The sequence below is a fragment of the Thalassobaculum litoreum DSM 18839 genome (assembly GCF_900102465.1).
GTDB classification, from domain to species: Bacteria; Pseudomonadota; Alphaproteobacteria; order Thalassobaculales; family Thalassobaculaceae; genus Thalassobaculum; species Thalassobaculum litoreum.
The window spans coordinates 131,789-146,775 of the sequence record NZ_FNBW01000012.1; the positions used below are offsets into that span (position 1 = coordinate 131,789).

Consider the following 14,987-nt stretch of genomic DNA (forward strand, 5'->3'; position numbering starts at 1 on the left):
GGTCCTTCCCGCCTGTCGGACTATGCTGGCTATATGGCAAGTGAACCGACCGAAGCAACTGTCGAGCGCCTGGAGGCGCTGATCCTGGAACGGTGCGCCGCGAGCGGACCGGGCAAATCCATCAGCCCGGACGAGGTGGCGCGCGCCGCCGGCGGCGATCCGAACGAGACTCCGACCTGGCGGCCGCTCCTGCGCTCCGTGCGGGCTGCGGCGGCGTCCCTGCAGGACCGCGGCGCGATTCAGGTGCTGCGCAAGGGCAAGCCCGTGGACATCCGATCCGCCAAGGGCGTCATCCGCCTGACCCTGCCGGATCCGGCCTGACCGGACTCTGCCTGACGCGGTCCAGCACGGGTGGCCGGACCGCGATCGTCCGCCCATGCTCGACGAACGCCCATGGATTACGAGCGCCACACCGGCGGTCCGACGCGACGGCCTTGATCTGGCGCAAGGCGCGGGCGCGGAAACCGCGTACGCTGCCGCCATGATCGCCGAGCCCGAACTCGCCCGCCGCCTGGGACCCGGACTGCTGACGCTTTACGGTGTCGGCACGACCATCGGTGCGGGCATCTATGTGCTGATCGGCGAGGTCGCGGCCCGGGCGGGGGCCTGGACCCCGTACAGCTTCCTGCTCGCGGCGCTGCTGGCGGGCGTGACCGCCCTGTCCTTCACCGAGCTGTCGGCCCGCATGCCGAAAAGCGCCGGCGAGGCGCTTTATGTGCGCGAAGCCTTCGCTTCGGAGCGGCTCTCCCTGCTGGTCGGCCTGATGGTCGCCGCCGCCGGGATGATCTCCGCTGCCAGCGTGGTGGTCGGCGGCGTCGGCTATCTGCGTACCCTGATCGCGGTGCCGGAAGCGGTGGCGATCGTCGTTCTCTGCGCGACCCTCGGCGGGCTCGCGGTCTGGGGTATCGCGGAATCGACACTGGCCGCCGCCGTTCTCACCCTGGTGGAGATCGGCGGCCTGGTGCTGGTGGTCGCCACCGGCGTGGCGGTCGGTGGGGCAGGGGGACTGCCGGTTGCCGAGATTCTGGCGCCGACGGCGCCGTTCCCGCTGGTCGGCGTCTTCGCCGGGGCGGTTCTCGCCTTCTATGCCTTCATCGGCTTCGAGGACATCGTCAACGTCGCCGAGGAGGTGAAGGCGCCGGCGCGCACCATGCCGATCGCCATCGTCGCCACCCTGGTCATCGCCGGCGGTCTGTATCTGGCGGTTTCGGTGACGGCGTTGGCGGTGCTGCCCCTGGTGGACCTGGCCGGATCCGAGGCGCCGCTGGCGCTGGTCTATGCCGCCGGAGGCGGGGACGCCCGGATCCTCGGCGCGATCGCCGTGCTGGCGACGGTGAACGGGGTGCTGGTGCAGATGGTCATGGCGTCGCGGGTCCTGTTCGGCCTGTCGCGCCAGGGTTCGCTGCCGGTCTTCCTGGGACGGGTGAATCCGATCACCCACACGCCGGTGATCGCCACGGTGCTGGTGGTCGGCGTGATCGTGACGCTTGCCCTGATCTTTCCCATCGCCACCCTGGCCGGCACGACCTCGCTGGTGACGCTGGCGGTCTTCGCGCTCTGCAACCTGGCGCTCTGGCGGCTGAAGCGGCGCGGCCCGACCCCGCCGGAGGCACCGGACCTGCCGATCTGGCTGCCCCTGGCCGGGGCGGTGGTCAGCCTCGCGGTGCTCGCCGTGGAGATCGGCCGCCGGATCTCCGTCCTGCTTTAGGAACGCTTCGGGCATTCGTGAAGCGTTCCGGATTGCCCTACCGGCCCGGCGCGTCATGATCGGGCCATGACCCTGTCCGCGAAATTCGAGCTGATCGGCGCCGCGCTGGCCAATGAGGGCCGGGCCCGGATGCTCTGCGTGCTGATGGACGGCCGCGCCTTCACCAACAAGGAACTGGCCCTGGCCGCCGGGATGGCGGAGCCGACGGCGACCGCCCATCTGCGCCGCCTGGCCGATGCCGGGTTGACCGTGTCGATGCGCTCGGGCCGCTCGATCTATCACCGTCTCGCGTCGGCCGAGGCGGCCGACCTGCTGGAGCGTCTCGGCGGGCTGACCCCGCAACCCTATCTACACCGCGCCCGGCGCAGCCCGGGCAATGCCGACCTGCTCGGCGCGCGAAGCTGCTACAGCCATATTGCCGGGCGTCTTGGTGTGCTGCTGCTGGACGCCCTGATTGTCCAGGGGGTGATCGCCCTGGATGGTGACAGCGTCGCCCTCGCGCGACCGGCGTTCTTCGAGGAGCTCGGCCTTCGGCCACTAAAGGGCTGGGACGCCGCCCGCCTGTGCCTGGACTGGACCGAGCGCCGGCCGCATCTGTCCGGCTCGCTCGGGGCCGACCTGATGGCGCACGCGCTCGAGCGGGACTGGCTCCGCCGCGGCGCGCCGCGCGTGCTGACCGTAACCGACGCAGGCCACGCCGCCTTCACCCGCCATTTCGGCATCGCGCCGCAGGAGATCGATCATGTTCCTAGTCCGTGAGACCCCGCGCTTCACGACGGAAGCCGGCCACACGCTGACCGTGGAGGTTCCCGAAGAGCGGGCCGACGCGGTGGTGGCGGCGATCCTGGAGGTGGTGCCGCTCAATTGGGGCGACTACGAGCGGGTCGCCTTTCGCAGCGCATCCGGTAGCCAGCAGTTCCGCTCCCTGGGGAGCGGCCGCAACGCCGCGACGGCCGACACCACGCGGGTCCCGTGCCAGCGGATCACCTGCTTCCTGCCCAATTCGACCGACCTGACCGCGGTGCTTGAGGCGGTCTACAGCGTCCACCCCTACGAGGAGCCGGTGGTGCTGGTCGCCCCGGCCCTGCGCAGCCTGCATGTGCGCGGTCAGGACGAGGACAATCCGAACCGGTTCTGGAACCGCCCCGTCGCGGACTGGGTGCCGGAGGCGCATCGCTGAGCGCGCGTTCCGGTCAGTCGCCGGCCGGATACGGTCTGTACGGCCGCTCGACCGAGGGCACTCGGACAAGCGCCCGGGTGCCCTTCCCGGGCGCGCTCCACAGGGTCAGGGCGCCGTCCTGCAGCTCGATCAGGCGCCGGGCCAGCGGCAGGCCGAGGCCGAACCCGTCCGGCGCCACCGTCGGATCCGACTGCGCCCGGGCGAACGGCTCCATCAGCATGGACAGGTCGCGCATGTCGAAGCCGATCCCGTCATCCTCGACGACGATCTCCACGTCGTCCTGGTCGGGTTGCGCGAAGGCGATGTGGACATGGCCGCCGTCGCGTCCGTACTTCACCGCGTTGTCGACCAGATTGATCAGCGCCTGGCGCAGCAACCGCTCGTCGATGCGGGCGGAAACCGGGAAATCGGGACGGGCGACGGTGATGTGCTGATGCCGGTCGTGGCTTTTGGTGCGCATCATCGCCGCCACGCCGCCGACGACCCGGCCGATATCGACGATGTCCCGGTTGACGCTGATCGTGTCGGTCTCGATCCGCGACAGGTCGAGTAGGTCGGTCACCAACTCGAGCAGGTGTTCGCCGGACGCCTTGATGTCGCCGGCGTATTCCTTGCGCTTGGCCGGCGTTATCCCGAGGCTGTCGGCCGAGTCCAGCAGTTGCGCGTAGCCGATGATGGCGTTCAGCGGCGTGCGCAGTTCGTGGCTCATCTGCGCCAGGAACCGGGTCTTGGCGTCGTTGGCGAGCCGCAGCTCCTCCTCCGCGCGGCTGCGTTCCGCCAGCGAGAAGGCCATGTGCTGGATCGACCGGACCGTCCGCTCGATATGGCGGACCATCGGGCGGAAGATGAAGATGACCTCCAGTACCAGCAGAATCAGGGTCGCCACCCACATCAGGGTCTTGGTCAGCACCAGCTGCTCGAGATGGGCCTCGCCCTCGCGCTGGATGATCTGGGCGACGCGGTCCAGCCGGCGGGGAAGATCGGTATGGGCGATGTCGAAGATCGCCGCCTGGGTCGCGTCGATCCTCTCGGCCGCCCCCGGCGGAAGCGCGATCAGGGTGCGCAGCAGCCCGATATAGCGGGTGAGCAGCGGATCGACCGGCTGGGGGCCGTCGAAATAGGCGGCGCCGAGGGCAGGCGACATCTCGCCCTGGGGCATCGGCTCCACCGCCCCGGGCAGGCAGTCCGCGCCTTCGGCCGCCGTTGCCTGCAGCGCCTCGGCATTCCGGCTCAGCATGATCCGGTGCGCGCGCTCCAGCAGATCCGTGCAGGCCGAAATCTCGGCGATGAGGTCGGACCGTTCGGCCGGCGTCGCGGCGGGCAGGGACGCCGTCAGGAAAGCGGTCTTCTGAGTCAGCATGCGCTGACGTCCGGCGACATTGATCTCGGCGGCAAGCTGGTCCTGGGTCGAGACCATGAAGATGGTGGTGAGCCAGATCACCGTGGCGATCAGGCCGACCAGCGTCAGGCCGATCGCATAGGCGACCGTCGGTGCGCGTTTGGACCACGCGATCGGTCCCGGATCTGCGCCCTGTGCACCTGAGGCTTCGATCATTCCGCCTCGCCCCGTTCGATCGTCACGCCGGTCGGCGGCGGCCGAGTTCGGTCATCTGACGCCGAGCATCGAATACTCTGAACCTATTGATTGCAGGCATTGCAGAAAAACTACAATGAAAATCAAATTTTCGAAAATTCGATAGCCGCCCCTCCTGCGGGACGGCGCACCTATGCGGAGGCGGTCTAAGCGGGAGAGCGCGCGACCAACTGCTTGGCGATGATGATCCGCTGCAGCTCGTTGGTCCCTTCGCCGATCGCCAGCAGGGGAGCGTCGCGGTAGTAGCGCTCGATGTTGAATTCCTTGGAATAGCCGTAGGCGCCGTGCAGGCGCATCGCCTCCAGGGAGTTGTGAACGGCGGCCTCGGTGGCGAACAGCTTGGCCATGCCGGCCTCCAGGTCGCAGCGCTCGCCCCGGTCATAGGCCTTGGCGGCCTGCTCGACCAGGAGGCGGGCGGCCTCGGCCTGGGTCGCCATGTCTGCCAGCTTGAACTGGATCGCCTGGTGGTCGGCGATCGGCTTGCCGAAGGTCTTGCGCTGTTGGGCGTAGCGCACGCTCTCTTCCAGACAGGCGCGGGCGATGCCGACGCCGCGGGCGGCGACGTTGATCCGGCCGAGCTCCAGCCCGCCGAGGATCTGCTGCAGCCCCCGGCCCTCCTCGCCGCCGATCAGGTTGTCGGCCGGCACGAAACAGTCGTCATAGACCAGCTCGCCGGAATCGATGCCCTTGTAGCCGAGCTTCTCCAGCTTGGAGACGGAGACCCCCTCGCCCTTCTCGATCAGCATCAGGGACATGCCTCTGTGCCGCGGTTCCGCCTGCGGGTCGGTCTTCACCAGCACGGCCAGCAGGTGGCCCTGCACCGAGTTGGAGATCCAGGTCTTGGTGCCGTTGACCCGGTAGCCGTTGCCGTCCTTACGGGCGGTAGTGCGGATGCCCTGAAGGTCGGTGCCGGCATCCGGTTCGGTCAGGGCGATGCCGCCGCGCAGTTCGCCGCTGGCGAACTTGGGCAGCCACTTGCGCTTCTGCTCCTCTGTGCCGGCGCGCTCGACCGCCTGGGCCATGATCAGGTGGCTGTTGAAGATGCCGGAGACCGACATCCAGACCGCCGACACCCGCTCCACGATCTTCGAGTAGGTCGCCGCCGAGAGGCCGAGGCCGCCGTATTCCTCGCCTATGGTGGCGCCGAACAGGCCCAGATCCTTCATCTTCTCCACGATCTTGGCCGGCCATTCGTCGCGGGCCTCCAGGTCGTGGGCGACCGGGCGCACGTCGCGCTCCAGGAAGCGGTCGACCGCGTCGAGAATCAGGGCTTCCTGTTCGTCCAGGGCCGCCTGGTCTTCCGCCACCGCCATCTCACCCCTCCTGCGGGCGTATCGGCACCAGGATGGTGCGTTCGTAGGTCATGACCACGGTGTCGTCCTGCTTGCGGCCGGTGGTGGCGAAGCGGACGATGCCCTGGTGCGGGCGGGATTTGGATTCCCGCTTCTCCAGGATTTCGGAGCTGGCATAGAGCGTGTCGCCGACGAAGACCGGGGCCGGCATCTTGATGTCGGTCCAGCCCAGATTGGCGATCGCCCGCTGCGAGGTGTCTCGCACCGTCATGCCGGTCACGATCGACAGGGTCAGGCAGGAATTCACCAGCAGCCGGCCGAACTCCGTCCCGGCGGCGTATTCCGCATCGAAATGCGCCGGATGGGTGTTCATGGTCAGCAGGGTGAACCAGGTGTTATCGGCCTCGTTGATGGTCCGGCCCGGCCAGTGCTCGTAGACGTCGCCGACGGCGAAGTCGTCGTAGTACCGGCCGTCGCCGTCCCTGGCTCCGCTCATTCCTCACCCGCCGCGCGCAGGGGCTGCGGCGCCGGACGCGACAGGTCGAGCACCCCGGCGATGGCGGTCTGACGGTCCAGGCTCAGGATGGCCTCGGCCAGGGCGGCCGCCCGCTCTGGCGGCAGGCAGGGGCCGACCAGCGCATCGAACTTCGCCCGATGCTCGTCCTCGCTCGGCCAGTTGTCCGGCTCGCCCTTGGGCACCTCGACGAAGGTCTCGAAGCTGCCGCGGGTGGTCTCGATGGTCGCCGATCCGGCCATGTTCGCCGGGAAGGCGGCATCGCAGCGGGCGTCGAGCTCACAGGAAACCTTGTTGGTCAGGTCCAGGGTGGTCTTGTCGGTCAGGTGGGTCTTGTAGTCGTCCCAGCCGAACCCGCCCAGGCGCAGGGCGGCGGCGGCGAGGAACGGCATGGAGAACTGGCCGTCCACCACAGTGACCGGCTTTCGCTTCATCTCGATCGGGCCGCCGATAATGGTCATGCCGTTCGCCGGCAGGCCGATGCGGATGGTGGTGACCTCCTCCGCCTTGATGTCGTTGGCCGCCCGCAGCGCCATCACCGCATCCATCGGCGCGTGGCTGTAGCGGCAGGAGGGGTAGGGTTTCACCGCGACGTTCAGGGTCTCCCACACGCTGCCCAGCCCGGCGGCGGCCTTGGCCGGCGTGGCGTTCGGGGCGTAGAGGGCGAGGAAGCCGCGCTTGCCGTCGATCCCATGCGCCGGCGCCTTGAAGTCCTCGGCGGCAAGGCGGGCGGCGACCACACCGCTCTGCGCCGCCCAGCCGACCTGGAACAGCTTGCTCCACGAGCCTTCGGCCAGGAACTCCAGCGATCCGGCGGACTGGCTGAGCGCGATGCCGAAGCTGGCGGCGATGCGCTCGCCGGAGAGGCCGAGACAGCGCCCGGCGGCGGCCGCCGCGCCGAACACGCCGCAGGTGGCGGTCGGGTGGTAGCCGCGGTTGTAGTGGTCGATCGGGTTGAGGGCGAGCGACAGGCGGATCTGCACCTCGTAGCCGGCGATGATCGCGGCCAGCACCGTCGCGCCGTCGCAGCCCGACATCTCGGCGGCGGCGAAGGCGGCCGGCACGATCGGCGCCGACGGGTGGATCGAGCCGCCGGCATGGGTGTCGTCGAAATCGAGGCTGTGGGCCAGCGCGCCGTTCAGCCAGGCCGCCCCCGGCGGGGTCCAGCCGTCTCGGCTGCCGATCACCCGGGCGGATCCGTTGGCGTAGCCGAGCGCCCGGGCGGCGGCGATCAGGGACGGGGTGGAGGGCGCTTCGTGCTGGGCGCGCACGGCGATGCCCATGGTGTCGAGAATCAGCGTCTTGGCCCGGGATGCCACGTCCTCGGGAATGTCGGAAAGCGTCAGACCGGCGGCGAAATCGCCAAGCGCGCGGGTGACGTCGAGGCTGTCCTGAACGGTCATCGTCTCCTCCCATGGAGCGGCATTTGTTTGTTGGGAGGAAGCGTAGGAGCCGGCACCGGGCCCGTCAAACCGCTAACTTGCGCTAGGCCCGTGGCAGGAACACCCGCTTGTAGACCTGCCCGGTGAAGCCGATCACCAGGAAGATCCGCACCACGTGGAAGGCGACGACGATGGGCACGCCCAGGTGCAGGATCTTGGCGGTGATGCTCATCTCGGCCATGCCGCCGGGGGAGATCGCCAGGGCCATGGTTACCGGCGGCAGACCGACCAACAGGCCGATGACGATGCCCGTCGCCACGTTGAGCCCGACCAGGATCACCGTCGACAGGAAGGCCGGGGCCAGGAACCGGCGCAGGGCGAGGACCCGGTCGCGCTGGTAGCGCAGGCCCAGCGTGGCGCCCATCACCACCTGGGCGAAGTTGACCAGTTCCGTCGGCACGCCGGACAGCACGTTGCCCGAGATCGACACGGCCAGGGCCACGAGCATGGGGCCGAGGAACCAGGCATTGGCGATCTTGCGCCGGCCGCCGAGCCAGCCCAGCGCCGCGCATCCCGCCAGCAGCACGGCGAGCCCGAGGGGCTGAAACGGTAGGACGAGCAGCTCGAACGGGTCGGAGCCGGTCAGGCCGAGAAGGGTGACGATCGGCGGGATCGTGATGACCACCAGCAGGATGCGCAGGGACTGGGCGAGCGAGACCGAGGCGGTGTCGCCCTTATGCTGTTCGGCCAGCACCGACATTTCCACCACCCCGCCGGGCACGCTGGAGAAGAAGGCGGTCGCCGGATCGGTGCCGGACGTCCGCAGCAGGGCGAGGCCAGCCAGGACGCCGTATCCGATGGACAGGAAGGCGGCGCCGATCATCACCGGCAGGAAGCCGGCGACATAGGCGGCGACCTGCGGGGTGAAGGTCAGGCCGATGGCGCAGCCGAGCAGCACCTGCCCGACCTGGCGCCCGCCCGGCGGCATCGCCAGCCTGAAGCCGCACAGGCCGACCGCCGCCACCACCGCCAGGCTGCCCAACAGCCAGGCGAGCGGCACCCCCAGGCGCGAGAACGCGTACCCGCCGAGGCCGCCCAGGGCGAGGGTGAGCAACCAGAGTCCAGCGTGGCGCATTCGGAGACCTTCAGATTGAGAGCCGGGCGGGTGCGGGCTCGCTCAGAGGGCGCGGGTGGCGCCCCCGTCCATGTCGATCACGCTACCTTGCAGAAGGTTGCCGGCCTCCGACACCGCGAAAACGGCGAGGTTGGCGATATCCTCCGGTTTGCCGAGCCGCATCACCCGCCAGTTCGCCTCCATCTTCGCCAGGGCGGCGGCCTCGTCGATGCCCTCCTCGCGCATGATGAACTCGACCCGCTGACGGATGCGCGGGGTGAGCACCGGGCCCGGATGGATGGCGTTGACCCGCACCCCGTCCTGCACGCCGCGGTCGGCCATGGCCTTGGTGAAATTGGTCAGCGCGGAGTTGACCGACCCGCCGATGGCGAAGTTCTTCTCCGACACCCGGGCGCCGACGCCGATGACGTTCAGGATGCAGCCCTTGGTCTTCATCAGATGCGGCCAGGCGGCCCGGGTCATGCGCACGGCCCCGTAATACTTGAGGGCGAATCCGTCCTCGAAATCGGCATCGGTCAGATCGAAGAAGTCGCCGTATTTCGTCGCGCCGGCGCTGTGGGCGAGGATGTCCAGCTTGCCGAACGCCGTGACCGCGGCGTCCACCACCTCGGCCGCGGTGCCGGGCTGCTTCAGGTCCCCGGCGAAGGTCTCCGCCCGGCCACCGGCGGCCCGGATTCCGGAAGCGACGGCATCGAGCTTCTCCTGGCTGCGGGCGGTGATCAGCACCTCCGCGCCCGCCTTCGCATAGGCTTCGGCGATGGCGGCGCCGATGCCCTGGCTGGCGCCGGTGACGATGGCGGACTTTCCATCCAGCCTCATGACATTCCTCCCCTGTGATGATTTAATCGCAACAATAAGCGCCGTCAGAGCTGCATTGCTACCCGTCATGGGGGATCCGTTCCCGTCGGGGGAGCGAGCCTTAAGGAGAGGAAATCATGGCAACCCCAGTGCCCGCCATCGCGATGCCCGACGGTCCCGTGGACGATCCGGCGGTCTGGCTGGCCGAGGATCTGGAGCGCGACGAGCGCTGGATCCACCGCCTGTCCGACGGCGAGATTGCCGAGCTGGACCGGGCCGTGGAGGCGGTGCTCGCCAAGGGCCTGACCGCGCAGCGGTTCATCCGCGACGACTTTCCGCTGACCGCTCTGGCCGACACCATCGCCGGCTGGGCGCATGAGATCGACAACGGGCGCGGCTTCGTGCTGATCCGGGGGCTGGATGCCAAGCGCTACGACGAGGACGCGCTGCTGGCGCTGTATTGGGGCATCGGCGTGCATCTCGGCCTGCCGGTGGCGCAGAACGCCGACGGCCACCTGCTCGGCCATGTGCGCGACCAGGGCCGGGACTACCAGGCCAAGAACGTGCGCGGCTACACCACCAGCGCTCAGCTCAAGGCCCATTGCGACGCCGCCGACGTGGTCGGCCTGCTGTGCCGCCATCCGGCCAAGTCCGGCGGCGAGAGCCTGATCGCCTCGTCCCTGGCGGTGTACAACCACATCGCCAAGGAACATCCGGAGTACCTGCCCTACCTGATGGAAGGCTTCCATTTCGACCTGCGCGGCGAGGGCGCGACCGACAATCCGGACGAGACCACCTTCCACAAGGTGCCGGTGTTCTCCTGGTTCGAGGGTCGGATGTCCTGCCGCTTCAACGAGAAGACCATCGTCGACGGCATGCGCAAGGCCGGCCAGCCACTCGAAGGCAAGGCGCTGGAGGCGGTGAAGGCGGTGGGCGAACTCGCGATGAGCAAGCCGTTCCGCTACGACATGGTGTTCCAGCAGGGCGACATTCAGTTCCTGTCGAACCACACGGTCCTGCACGCCCGCAACGCCTTCGAGGACTGGCCGGAGGAGGAGCGCCGGCGCGACCTGTGGCGGCTCTGGCTGAACCTGCGCGACGGCCGCCCGCTCGACCGCAACTTTGCCGACCGGATGAACACCGGCCCGCGCGGCGGCGTGCGGGTGCGCGCCCAAGCGGCGGAATAAGCCGTCCGAGGATGTCCGGCCGGGCGATTCGGCCGAACATCCTTTGCCGGCACCGACAATCGCGTCGGGTCGTGCAGCCCTGGCAGCGTGGGGATTTTCTATACCCGCCCTTGTGTCCGCGTTTCCCTGGTAAGCTCGCCTCCGACCGAGGCTTCCGAGTGACTGGGCTAAGTGTCCGGGCCGAGTAGCTGGAGGGACGATCCATGGATATCGCGTCGTACAGGCTCTCAGAATCCCTCGGGTATCAGTCCGTCCGCTGCCTGCGCCACATCGCCATCCACGGCACGGGCTCGAAAATGATCGGTCAGGCCTTCCCGTACCGGCTGAACTCCGTCGACGAGTTGATCGTGCTGCTGGATCACATGCATGAGAACCGGTTCGATGCCTTCGTCTCCGAGCTCGGCGGTCTGAGCGACGAAGCGATGGGCGATCTGGTCGCCGCGCTGGTCGAGTACGCGGAGTTCTTCCTGGCCAATTTCGCGCCCAGTGAGGTTCCGATGCCGTTGTCGGGCATGATTTCGCAATATGCGATCGCCCGAAAGCTGAGAGGTATCCCGTCGCGTGGCGACATCCTGGAAATCGGTCCCGGAACCGGCCTGATTTCATTCTTCCTGTCCAAGGACAGCTCCATTCGGCGCTACGATTCCGTCGAGGTCATGGAGTCGTTTTATCTGATGCAGAATTTCGTCAACCGGCATGTCTATGGCTCGGGTTTCAGGGACCAGGCGCAGCTCGATGCCAGCCGGCCGGGGTTCGGCGGCATTGCCTACGACCGGATGCGCGACGTTGCCGGCGGCATTCTCGACAACGACGAGCCGCCCCAGTTCTTGTCTGTGAGCCGGAAGATCCGGGCCGAGCATTTCCCCTGGTGGCAGCTGGAGGCGGTCGCCGAACGCCGCTACGACGTCGTCATGTCCAATGCCAATCTGACCGAGATGAACATCACCGCCCTGAAATACTACGCGGCCCTGGCCGCGACGGTGCTCAAGCCGGATGGCGTGTTCTGGGCGCAGTGCCTCGGCGGCGGAGAGATACCGCCGGCGAAGGCGCTGACGACGGTGATCGGCGCGGGCTTCGCGCCGCTGGCCATGATCCCCACCCAGCTCGATGCCACCGGTTTGGCGGCGGCACCTTTGCCGAACGGCAAGCAGATGGCGCTCTTCAACGCGGTCTTCCTGCCGCGCGGACACCCCAGGTTCGAAGAGGCCGCACGAAACTCGCAGTCCTTCCCGCTGATGGACCCGACCGACGAACTGACCCGCGGCATGTTCGGGCTCGACGACCCGAAGGCGCCTTGGCGGACGCGCGAGGATGTTCTCTCCGCCGTGGCCGAGCGGCTGGCATGAGGCGATGATCCCGCCTGAGCGGTTCATCGCCGATGCCCTGGCCAATCCGGTCAACGGCGCGCTCCTCGACCGGCTGCCGGATCTGGGCATCGACCAGCCCTGGCTGGTGGCGGGGTGTCTGTACCAGGCGGTGTGGAACCGCCTGGCCGGGCGGCCGCCGGCGGAGAACGTCAAGGACTACGACGTGTTCTACTGGGACGAGGAAACGAGCTGGGAGGCCGAGGACGCGGTGATCCGGCGCGGGACGGCCCTGCTGGCCGATCTCGGCGTCGAGGTGGAGTTCAAGAACCAGAAGCGGGTGCCGCTGTGGTACCCGCACCGGTTCGGGGCCGAGTATCCGCCCGTGGCGCGGGCGCGCGACGGCATCGATCTGTTTCAGGTGCTGTGTACCTGTGTCGGCCTGACGCCCGGGCGGGAGCTTTATGCGCCCTATGGGTTGGAGGATCTGTACGCCGGCCGGCTGGCGGCCAATCCGGCCACGCCGACGCCCGGCCGGGCGCTCGAAAAGATGCAAAGCTACCGGGACCGCTGGCCCTGGCTGACGATTGCGCAAAGAGTGGGCACTGGCGCGGGGCCACGCTGAGGCCGTTTTCCGGTGCCTCACCGTCTTGCACCCCCCATACCCCTGTGCTAGAGAGCCTTCGCGCTGGCGAGAGTCATCTTCGCCGGCCGAATATTGTGTTCGATCGGCGCGTCGAGAACTCAGAAATTTCAACGAGTTCGGGCGGGTCGTCAAACGGGACGAAGGGGCGCTTCCAGGTGGCTTCGCAATCAAAAGGCCTCGCCGCTCGCTACGCTTTGGCGTTGTACGAGCTGGCTGACGACCAGAAGGCGTTGGACGACGTCGCGGGGGACCTGACCTCCCTGCGTCAGCTGCTCGCCGAGAGCGAGGAGTTCGTTCGGCTGATCCGCTCGCCGGTTCTGTCGCGCGCCGACCAGACCAAGGGAGTGGCGGCGCTTTGCGACAAGTTCGGCGCCAATCCGCTGACCACCAAGTTCCTGGGCGTGCTGGCGTCCAACCGCCGGTTGTTCGCGCTGCCGGGCATCATCACCGCCTATCTCGAGGAGCTGGCCCGCCGCCGTGGCGAGGTCGCCGCCGAAGTTGCTTCCGCCGTCGCCCTGTCCGAGGACGAGGTTCAGGCGGTTACCGACGCCCTGCGCAAGGTCGTCGGCCAGAAGGTCTCCGTTAATCTGACCGTCGATCCCTCGCTGATCGGTGGTCTGATCGTGCGCGTGGGCTCGCGCATGATCGATAGTTCGCTTCGCACCAAGCTGCAGCGCCTGCAGTTCGCCATGAAAGGGGTTGGCTGATGGAAATCCGCGCCGCCGAGATCTCCTCTATCCTGAAAGATCAGATCGCAAACTTCGGTGCCGAGGCCGAGGTCGCGGAAGTCGGTCAGGTCCTGTCCGTCGGTGACGGTATCGCCCGCGTCTACGGCCTCGACCAGGTCCAGGCCGGTGAGATGGTCGAGTTCCCGAACGGTATTCGGGGCATGGCGCTGAACCTCGAGTCCGACAATGTCGGTATCGTGATTTTCGGCGACGACCGCGACATCAAGGAAGGCGACACGGTCAAGCGGACCGGCGCCATCGTGGACGTGCCGGTCGGCCGGGGTCTGCTCGGCCGCGTGGTCGACGGTCTCGGCAACCCGATCGACGGCAAGGGTCCGCTGGAAAACGTCGAGCGCAAGCGCGTCGAGGTCAAGGCGCCGGGCATCATGCCGCGCAAGTCGGTGCACGAGCCGATGCAGACCGGCCTGAAGGCGATCGACAGCCTGATCCCGGTCGGCCGCGGCCAGCGCGAGCTGATCATCGGTGACCGCCAGACCGGCAAGACCGCCATCGCCATCGACACCTTCATCAATCAGAAGGTCGTCAACGACGCCGCCGGCGACGACGAGAGCAAGAAGCTCTTCTGCGTCTACGTCGCGATCGGCCAGAAGCGCTCCACGGTCGCGCAGATCGTGAAGACGCTCGAGGATTACGGCGCGATGGAATACTCCATCGTCGTCGCCGCGACCGCGTCGGAGCCTGCCCCGCTGCAGTTCCTGGCCCCGTATGCCGGCTGCGCCATGGGCGAGTATTTCCGCGACAACGGCATGCACGCCGTGATCGTGTATGACGATCTGTCCAAGCAGGCCGTCGCCTACCGCCAGATGTCGCTGCTGCTGCGCCGCCCGCCGGGCCGCGAGGCTTATCCGGGCGACGTGTTTTACCTGCACTCCCGTCTGCTCGAGCGTGCGGCGAAGCTGAACGACGCCAACGGCGCCGGCTCGCTGACCGCCCTGCCGGTCATCGAGACCCAGGCCGGTGACGTGTCGGCCTACATCCCGACCAACGTGATTTCGATCACCGACGGGCAGATCTTCCTGGAGACCGAGCTGTTCTATAAGGGCATCCGCCCGGCGGTGAACGTCGGCCTGTCAGTGTCGCGCGTCGGCTCCGCCGCCCAGATCAAGGCGATGAAGCAGGTCGCCGGCTCGATCAAGCTGGAGCTGGCCCAGTATCGCGAGATGGCCGCGTTCGCGCAGTTCGCCTCCGACCTGGATGCCTCGACCCAGCGGCTTCTGGCCCGCGGATCGCGCCTGACCGAGCTGCTCAAGCAGGCTCAGTTCAGCCCGATGCCGGTCGAGGAGCAGGTCGTGTCGATCTTCGCCGGCGTGAAGGGACACCTGGACAAGATCGCGATCGCCGAGATCGGCCGCTTCGAGCAGTCGCTCCTGTCGGAGATCAAGAGCAAGGAGCCGGGGATCCTGGAGACGATCCGCACCGAGAAGGCCCTGTCCGACGATACCTCGGCCAAGCTCTCCTCGTTCATGGAGAACTTCGCCAAGACCTTCGCGTAAGCGAG

The 14,987-nt window shown here is 68.0% G+C and carries 15 protein-coding genes; 9 read left to right on the top strand and 6 right to left on the bottom strand.

The features are described from left to right. Positions 1–33 precede the first annotated feature (33 nt). The 4 genes from BLS34_RS18645 (at position 34) to BLS34_RS18660 (ending at position 2,888) form a co-directional block, all read left to right on the top strand. Entirely contained in the window at positions 34–321 is a 288-nt protein-coding gene (locus tag BLS34_RS18645) for a DUF3253 domain-containing protein (protein ID WP_038015203.1), read from the top strand. A gap of 160 nt (positions 322–481) precedes the next feature. Beyond that, complete coding sequence (locus tag BLS34_RS18650; RefSeq protein WP_215906159.1) at positions 482–1,708, top strand: APC family permease; 1,227 nt, start codon at positions 482–484, stop codon at positions 1,706–1,708. 66 nt (positions 1,709–1,774) lie between these two features. Beyond that, complete coding sequence (locus BLS34_RS25565; RefSeq protein WP_139189394.1) at positions 1,775–2,467, top strand: ArsR/SmtB family transcription factor; 693 nt, start codon at positions 1,775–1,777, stop codon at positions 2,465–2,467. Beyond that, positions 2,451–2,888 (top strand): YqfO family protein, encoded by a 438-nt coding sequence (locus BLS34_RS18660; RefSeq protein ID WP_093152731.1) that lies wholly within the window; start codon positions 2,451–2,453, stop codon positions 2,886–2,888. The genes BLS34_RS25565 and BLS34_RS18660 overlap by 17 nt, the downstream gene beginning before the upstream one ends. Before the next feature lie 13 nt (positions 2,889–2,901). Here BLS34_RS18660 and BLS34_RS18665 read toward each other — a convergent pair whose 3' ends face one another. The 6 genes from BLS34_RS18665 to BLS34_RS18690 all read right to left on the bottom strand — a co-directional run bounded on the left by BLS34_RS18665 (position 2,902) and on the right by BLS34_RS18690 (position 9,624). Next, complete coding sequence (locus tag BLS34_RS18665) at positions 2,902–4,443, bottom strand: sensor histidine kinase (RefSeq protein WP_093152734.1); 1,542 nt, start codon at positions 4,441–4,443, stop codon at positions 2,902–2,904. 185 nt (positions 4,444–4,628) lie between these two features. Then, a complete protein-coding gene (locus BLS34_RS18670) occupies positions 4,629–5,795 on the bottom strand; it encodes an acyl-CoA dehydrogenase family protein (RefSeq protein WP_093152737.1) in 1,167 nt (388 codons plus the stop codon). A gap of 1 nt (position 5,796) precedes the next feature. Beyond that, a complete protein-coding gene (locus tag BLS34_RS18675) occupies positions 5,797–6,270 on the bottom strand; it encodes a MaoC family dehydratase (protein WP_093152739.1) in 474 nt (157 codons plus the stop codon). Continuing rightward, the gene (locus tag BLS34_RS18680) at positions 6,267–7,691 is read right to left on the bottom strand and encodes an MmgE/PrpD family protein (RefSeq protein ID WP_093152742.1); all 1,425 of its coding nucleotides are present in this window, start codon (positions 7,689–7,691) and stop codon (positions 6,267–6,269) included. The genes BLS34_RS18675 and BLS34_RS18680 overlap by 4 nt, the downstream gene beginning before the upstream one ends. Positions 7,692–7,773: 82 nt before the next feature. Next, the gene (locus BLS34_RS18685) at positions 7,774–8,805 is read right to left on the bottom strand and encodes an AbrB family transcriptional regulator (RefSeq protein WP_051245045.1); all 1,032 of its coding nucleotides are present in this window, start codon (positions 8,803–8,805) and stop codon (positions 7,774–7,776) included. A gap of 42 nt (positions 8,806–8,847) precedes the next feature. After that, positions 8,848–9,624, bottom strand: coding sequence for an SDR family oxidoreductase (locus tag BLS34_RS18690; protein WP_093152744.1), 777 nt, complete (start codon positions 9,622–9,624; stop codon positions 8,848–8,850). 116 nt (positions 9,625–9,740) lie between these two features. On the opposite strand from BLS34_RS18690, the gene BLS34_RS18695 reads away from it, so the two are divergent. The 5 genes from BLS34_RS18695 to atpA all read left to right on the top strand — a co-directional run bounded on the left by BLS34_RS18695 (position 9,741) and on the right by atpA (position 14,982). Next, the gene (locus BLS34_RS18695; RefSeq protein ID WP_093152747.1) at positions 9,741–10,790 is read left to right on the top strand and encodes a TauD/TfdA family dioxygenase; all 1,050 of its coding nucleotides are present in this window, start codon (positions 9,741–9,743) and stop codon (positions 10,788–10,790) included. A gap of 203 nt (positions 10,791–10,993) precedes the next feature. Next, on the top strand, positions 10,994–12,136 hold the full coding sequence (locus BLS34_RS18700; RefSeq protein WP_093152749.1) for a hypothetical protein: 1,143 nt from the start codon (positions 10,994–10,996) through the stop codon (positions 12,134–12,136). Then, complete coding sequence (locus BLS34_RS18705; RefSeq protein WP_215906160.1) at positions 12,102–12,719, top strand: nucleotidyltransferase family protein; 618 nt, start codon at positions 12,102–12,104, stop codon at positions 12,717–12,719. Before BLS34_RS18700 ends, BLS34_RS18705 begins: the two co-directional genes overlap by 35 nt. A 176-nt stretch (positions 12,720–12,895) precedes the next feature. After that, complete coding sequence (locus BLS34_RS18710; protein ID WP_093152752.1) at positions 12,896–13,447, top strand: F0F1 ATP synthase subunit delta; 552 nt, start codon at positions 12,896–12,898, stop codon at positions 13,445–13,447. After that, positions 13,447–14,982, top strand: a complete 1,536-nt coding sequence (gene atpA, locus BLS34_RS18715; protein ID WP_028795709.1) for a F0F1 ATP synthase subunit alpha — start codon at positions 13,447–13,449, stop codon at positions 14,980–14,982. The genes BLS34_RS18710 and atpA overlap by 1 nt, the downstream gene beginning before the upstream one ends. The last annotated feature ends 5 nt before the right edge of the window (positions 14,983–14,987 follow it).

What these genes read in the sequence shown, in the direction of transcription:
- BLS34_RS18680 (WP_093152742.1), bottom strand. Translation starts at nt 7,691, where the DNA reads ATGACCGTTCAGGACAGCCTCGACGTCACCCGCGCGCTTGGCGATTTC.
- BLS34_RS18670 (WP_093152737.1), bottom strand. Translation starts at nt 5,795, where the DNA reads ATGGCGGTGGCGGAAGACCAGGCGGCCCTGGACGAACAGGAAGCCCTG.
- BLS34_RS18700 (WP_093152749.1), top strand. Translation starts at nt 10,994, where the DNA reads ATGGATATCGCGTCGTACAGGCTCTCAGAATCCCTCGGGTATCAGTCC.
- BLS34_RS18685 (WP_051245045.1), bottom strand. Translation starts at nt 8,805, where the DNA reads ATGCGCCACGCTGGACTCTGGTTGCTCACCCTCGCCCTGGGCGGCCTC.
- BLS34_RS18660 (WP_093152731.1), top strand. Translation starts at nt 2,451, where the DNA reads ATGTTCCTAGTCCGTGAGACCCCGCGCTTCACGACGGAAGCCGGCCAC.
- BLS34_RS18650 (WP_215906159.1), top strand. Translation starts at nt 482, where the DNA reads ATGATCGCCGAGCCCGAACTCGCCCGCCGCCTGGGACCCGGACTGCTG.
- BLS34_RS18690 (WP_093152744.1), bottom strand. Translation starts at nt 9,624, where the DNA reads ATGAGGCTGGATGGAAAGTCCGCCATCGTCACCGGCGCCAGCCAGGGC.
- BLS34_RS25565 (WP_139189394.1), top strand. Translation starts at nt 1,775, where the DNA reads ATGACCCTGTCCGCGAAATTCGAGCTGATCGGCGCCGCGCTGGCCAAT.
- BLS34_RS18695 (WP_093152747.1), top strand. Translation starts at nt 9,741, where the DNA reads ATGGCAACCCCAGTGCCCGCCATCGCGATGCCCGACGGTCCCGTGGAC.
- atpA (WP_028795709.1), top strand. Translation starts at nt 13,447, where the DNA reads ATGGAAATCCGCGCCGCCGAGATCTCCTCTATCCTGAAAGATCAGATC.
- BLS34_RS18645 (WP_038015203.1), top strand. Translation starts at nt 34, where the DNA reads ATGGCAAGTGAACCGACCGAAGCAACTGTCGAGCGCCTGGAGGCGCTG.
- BLS34_RS18705 (WP_215906160.1), top strand. Translation starts at nt 12,102, where the DNA reads ATGTTCTCTCCGCCGTGGCCGAGCGGCTGGCATGAGGCGATGATCCCG.
- BLS34_RS18675 (WP_093152739.1), bottom strand. Translation starts at nt 6,270, where the DNA reads ATGAGCGGAGCCAGGGACGGCGACGGCCGGTACTACGACGACTTCGCC.
- BLS34_RS18665 (WP_093152734.1), bottom strand. Translation starts at nt 4,443, where the DNA reads ATGATCGAAGCCTCAGGTGCACAGGGCGCAGATCCGGGACCGATCGCG.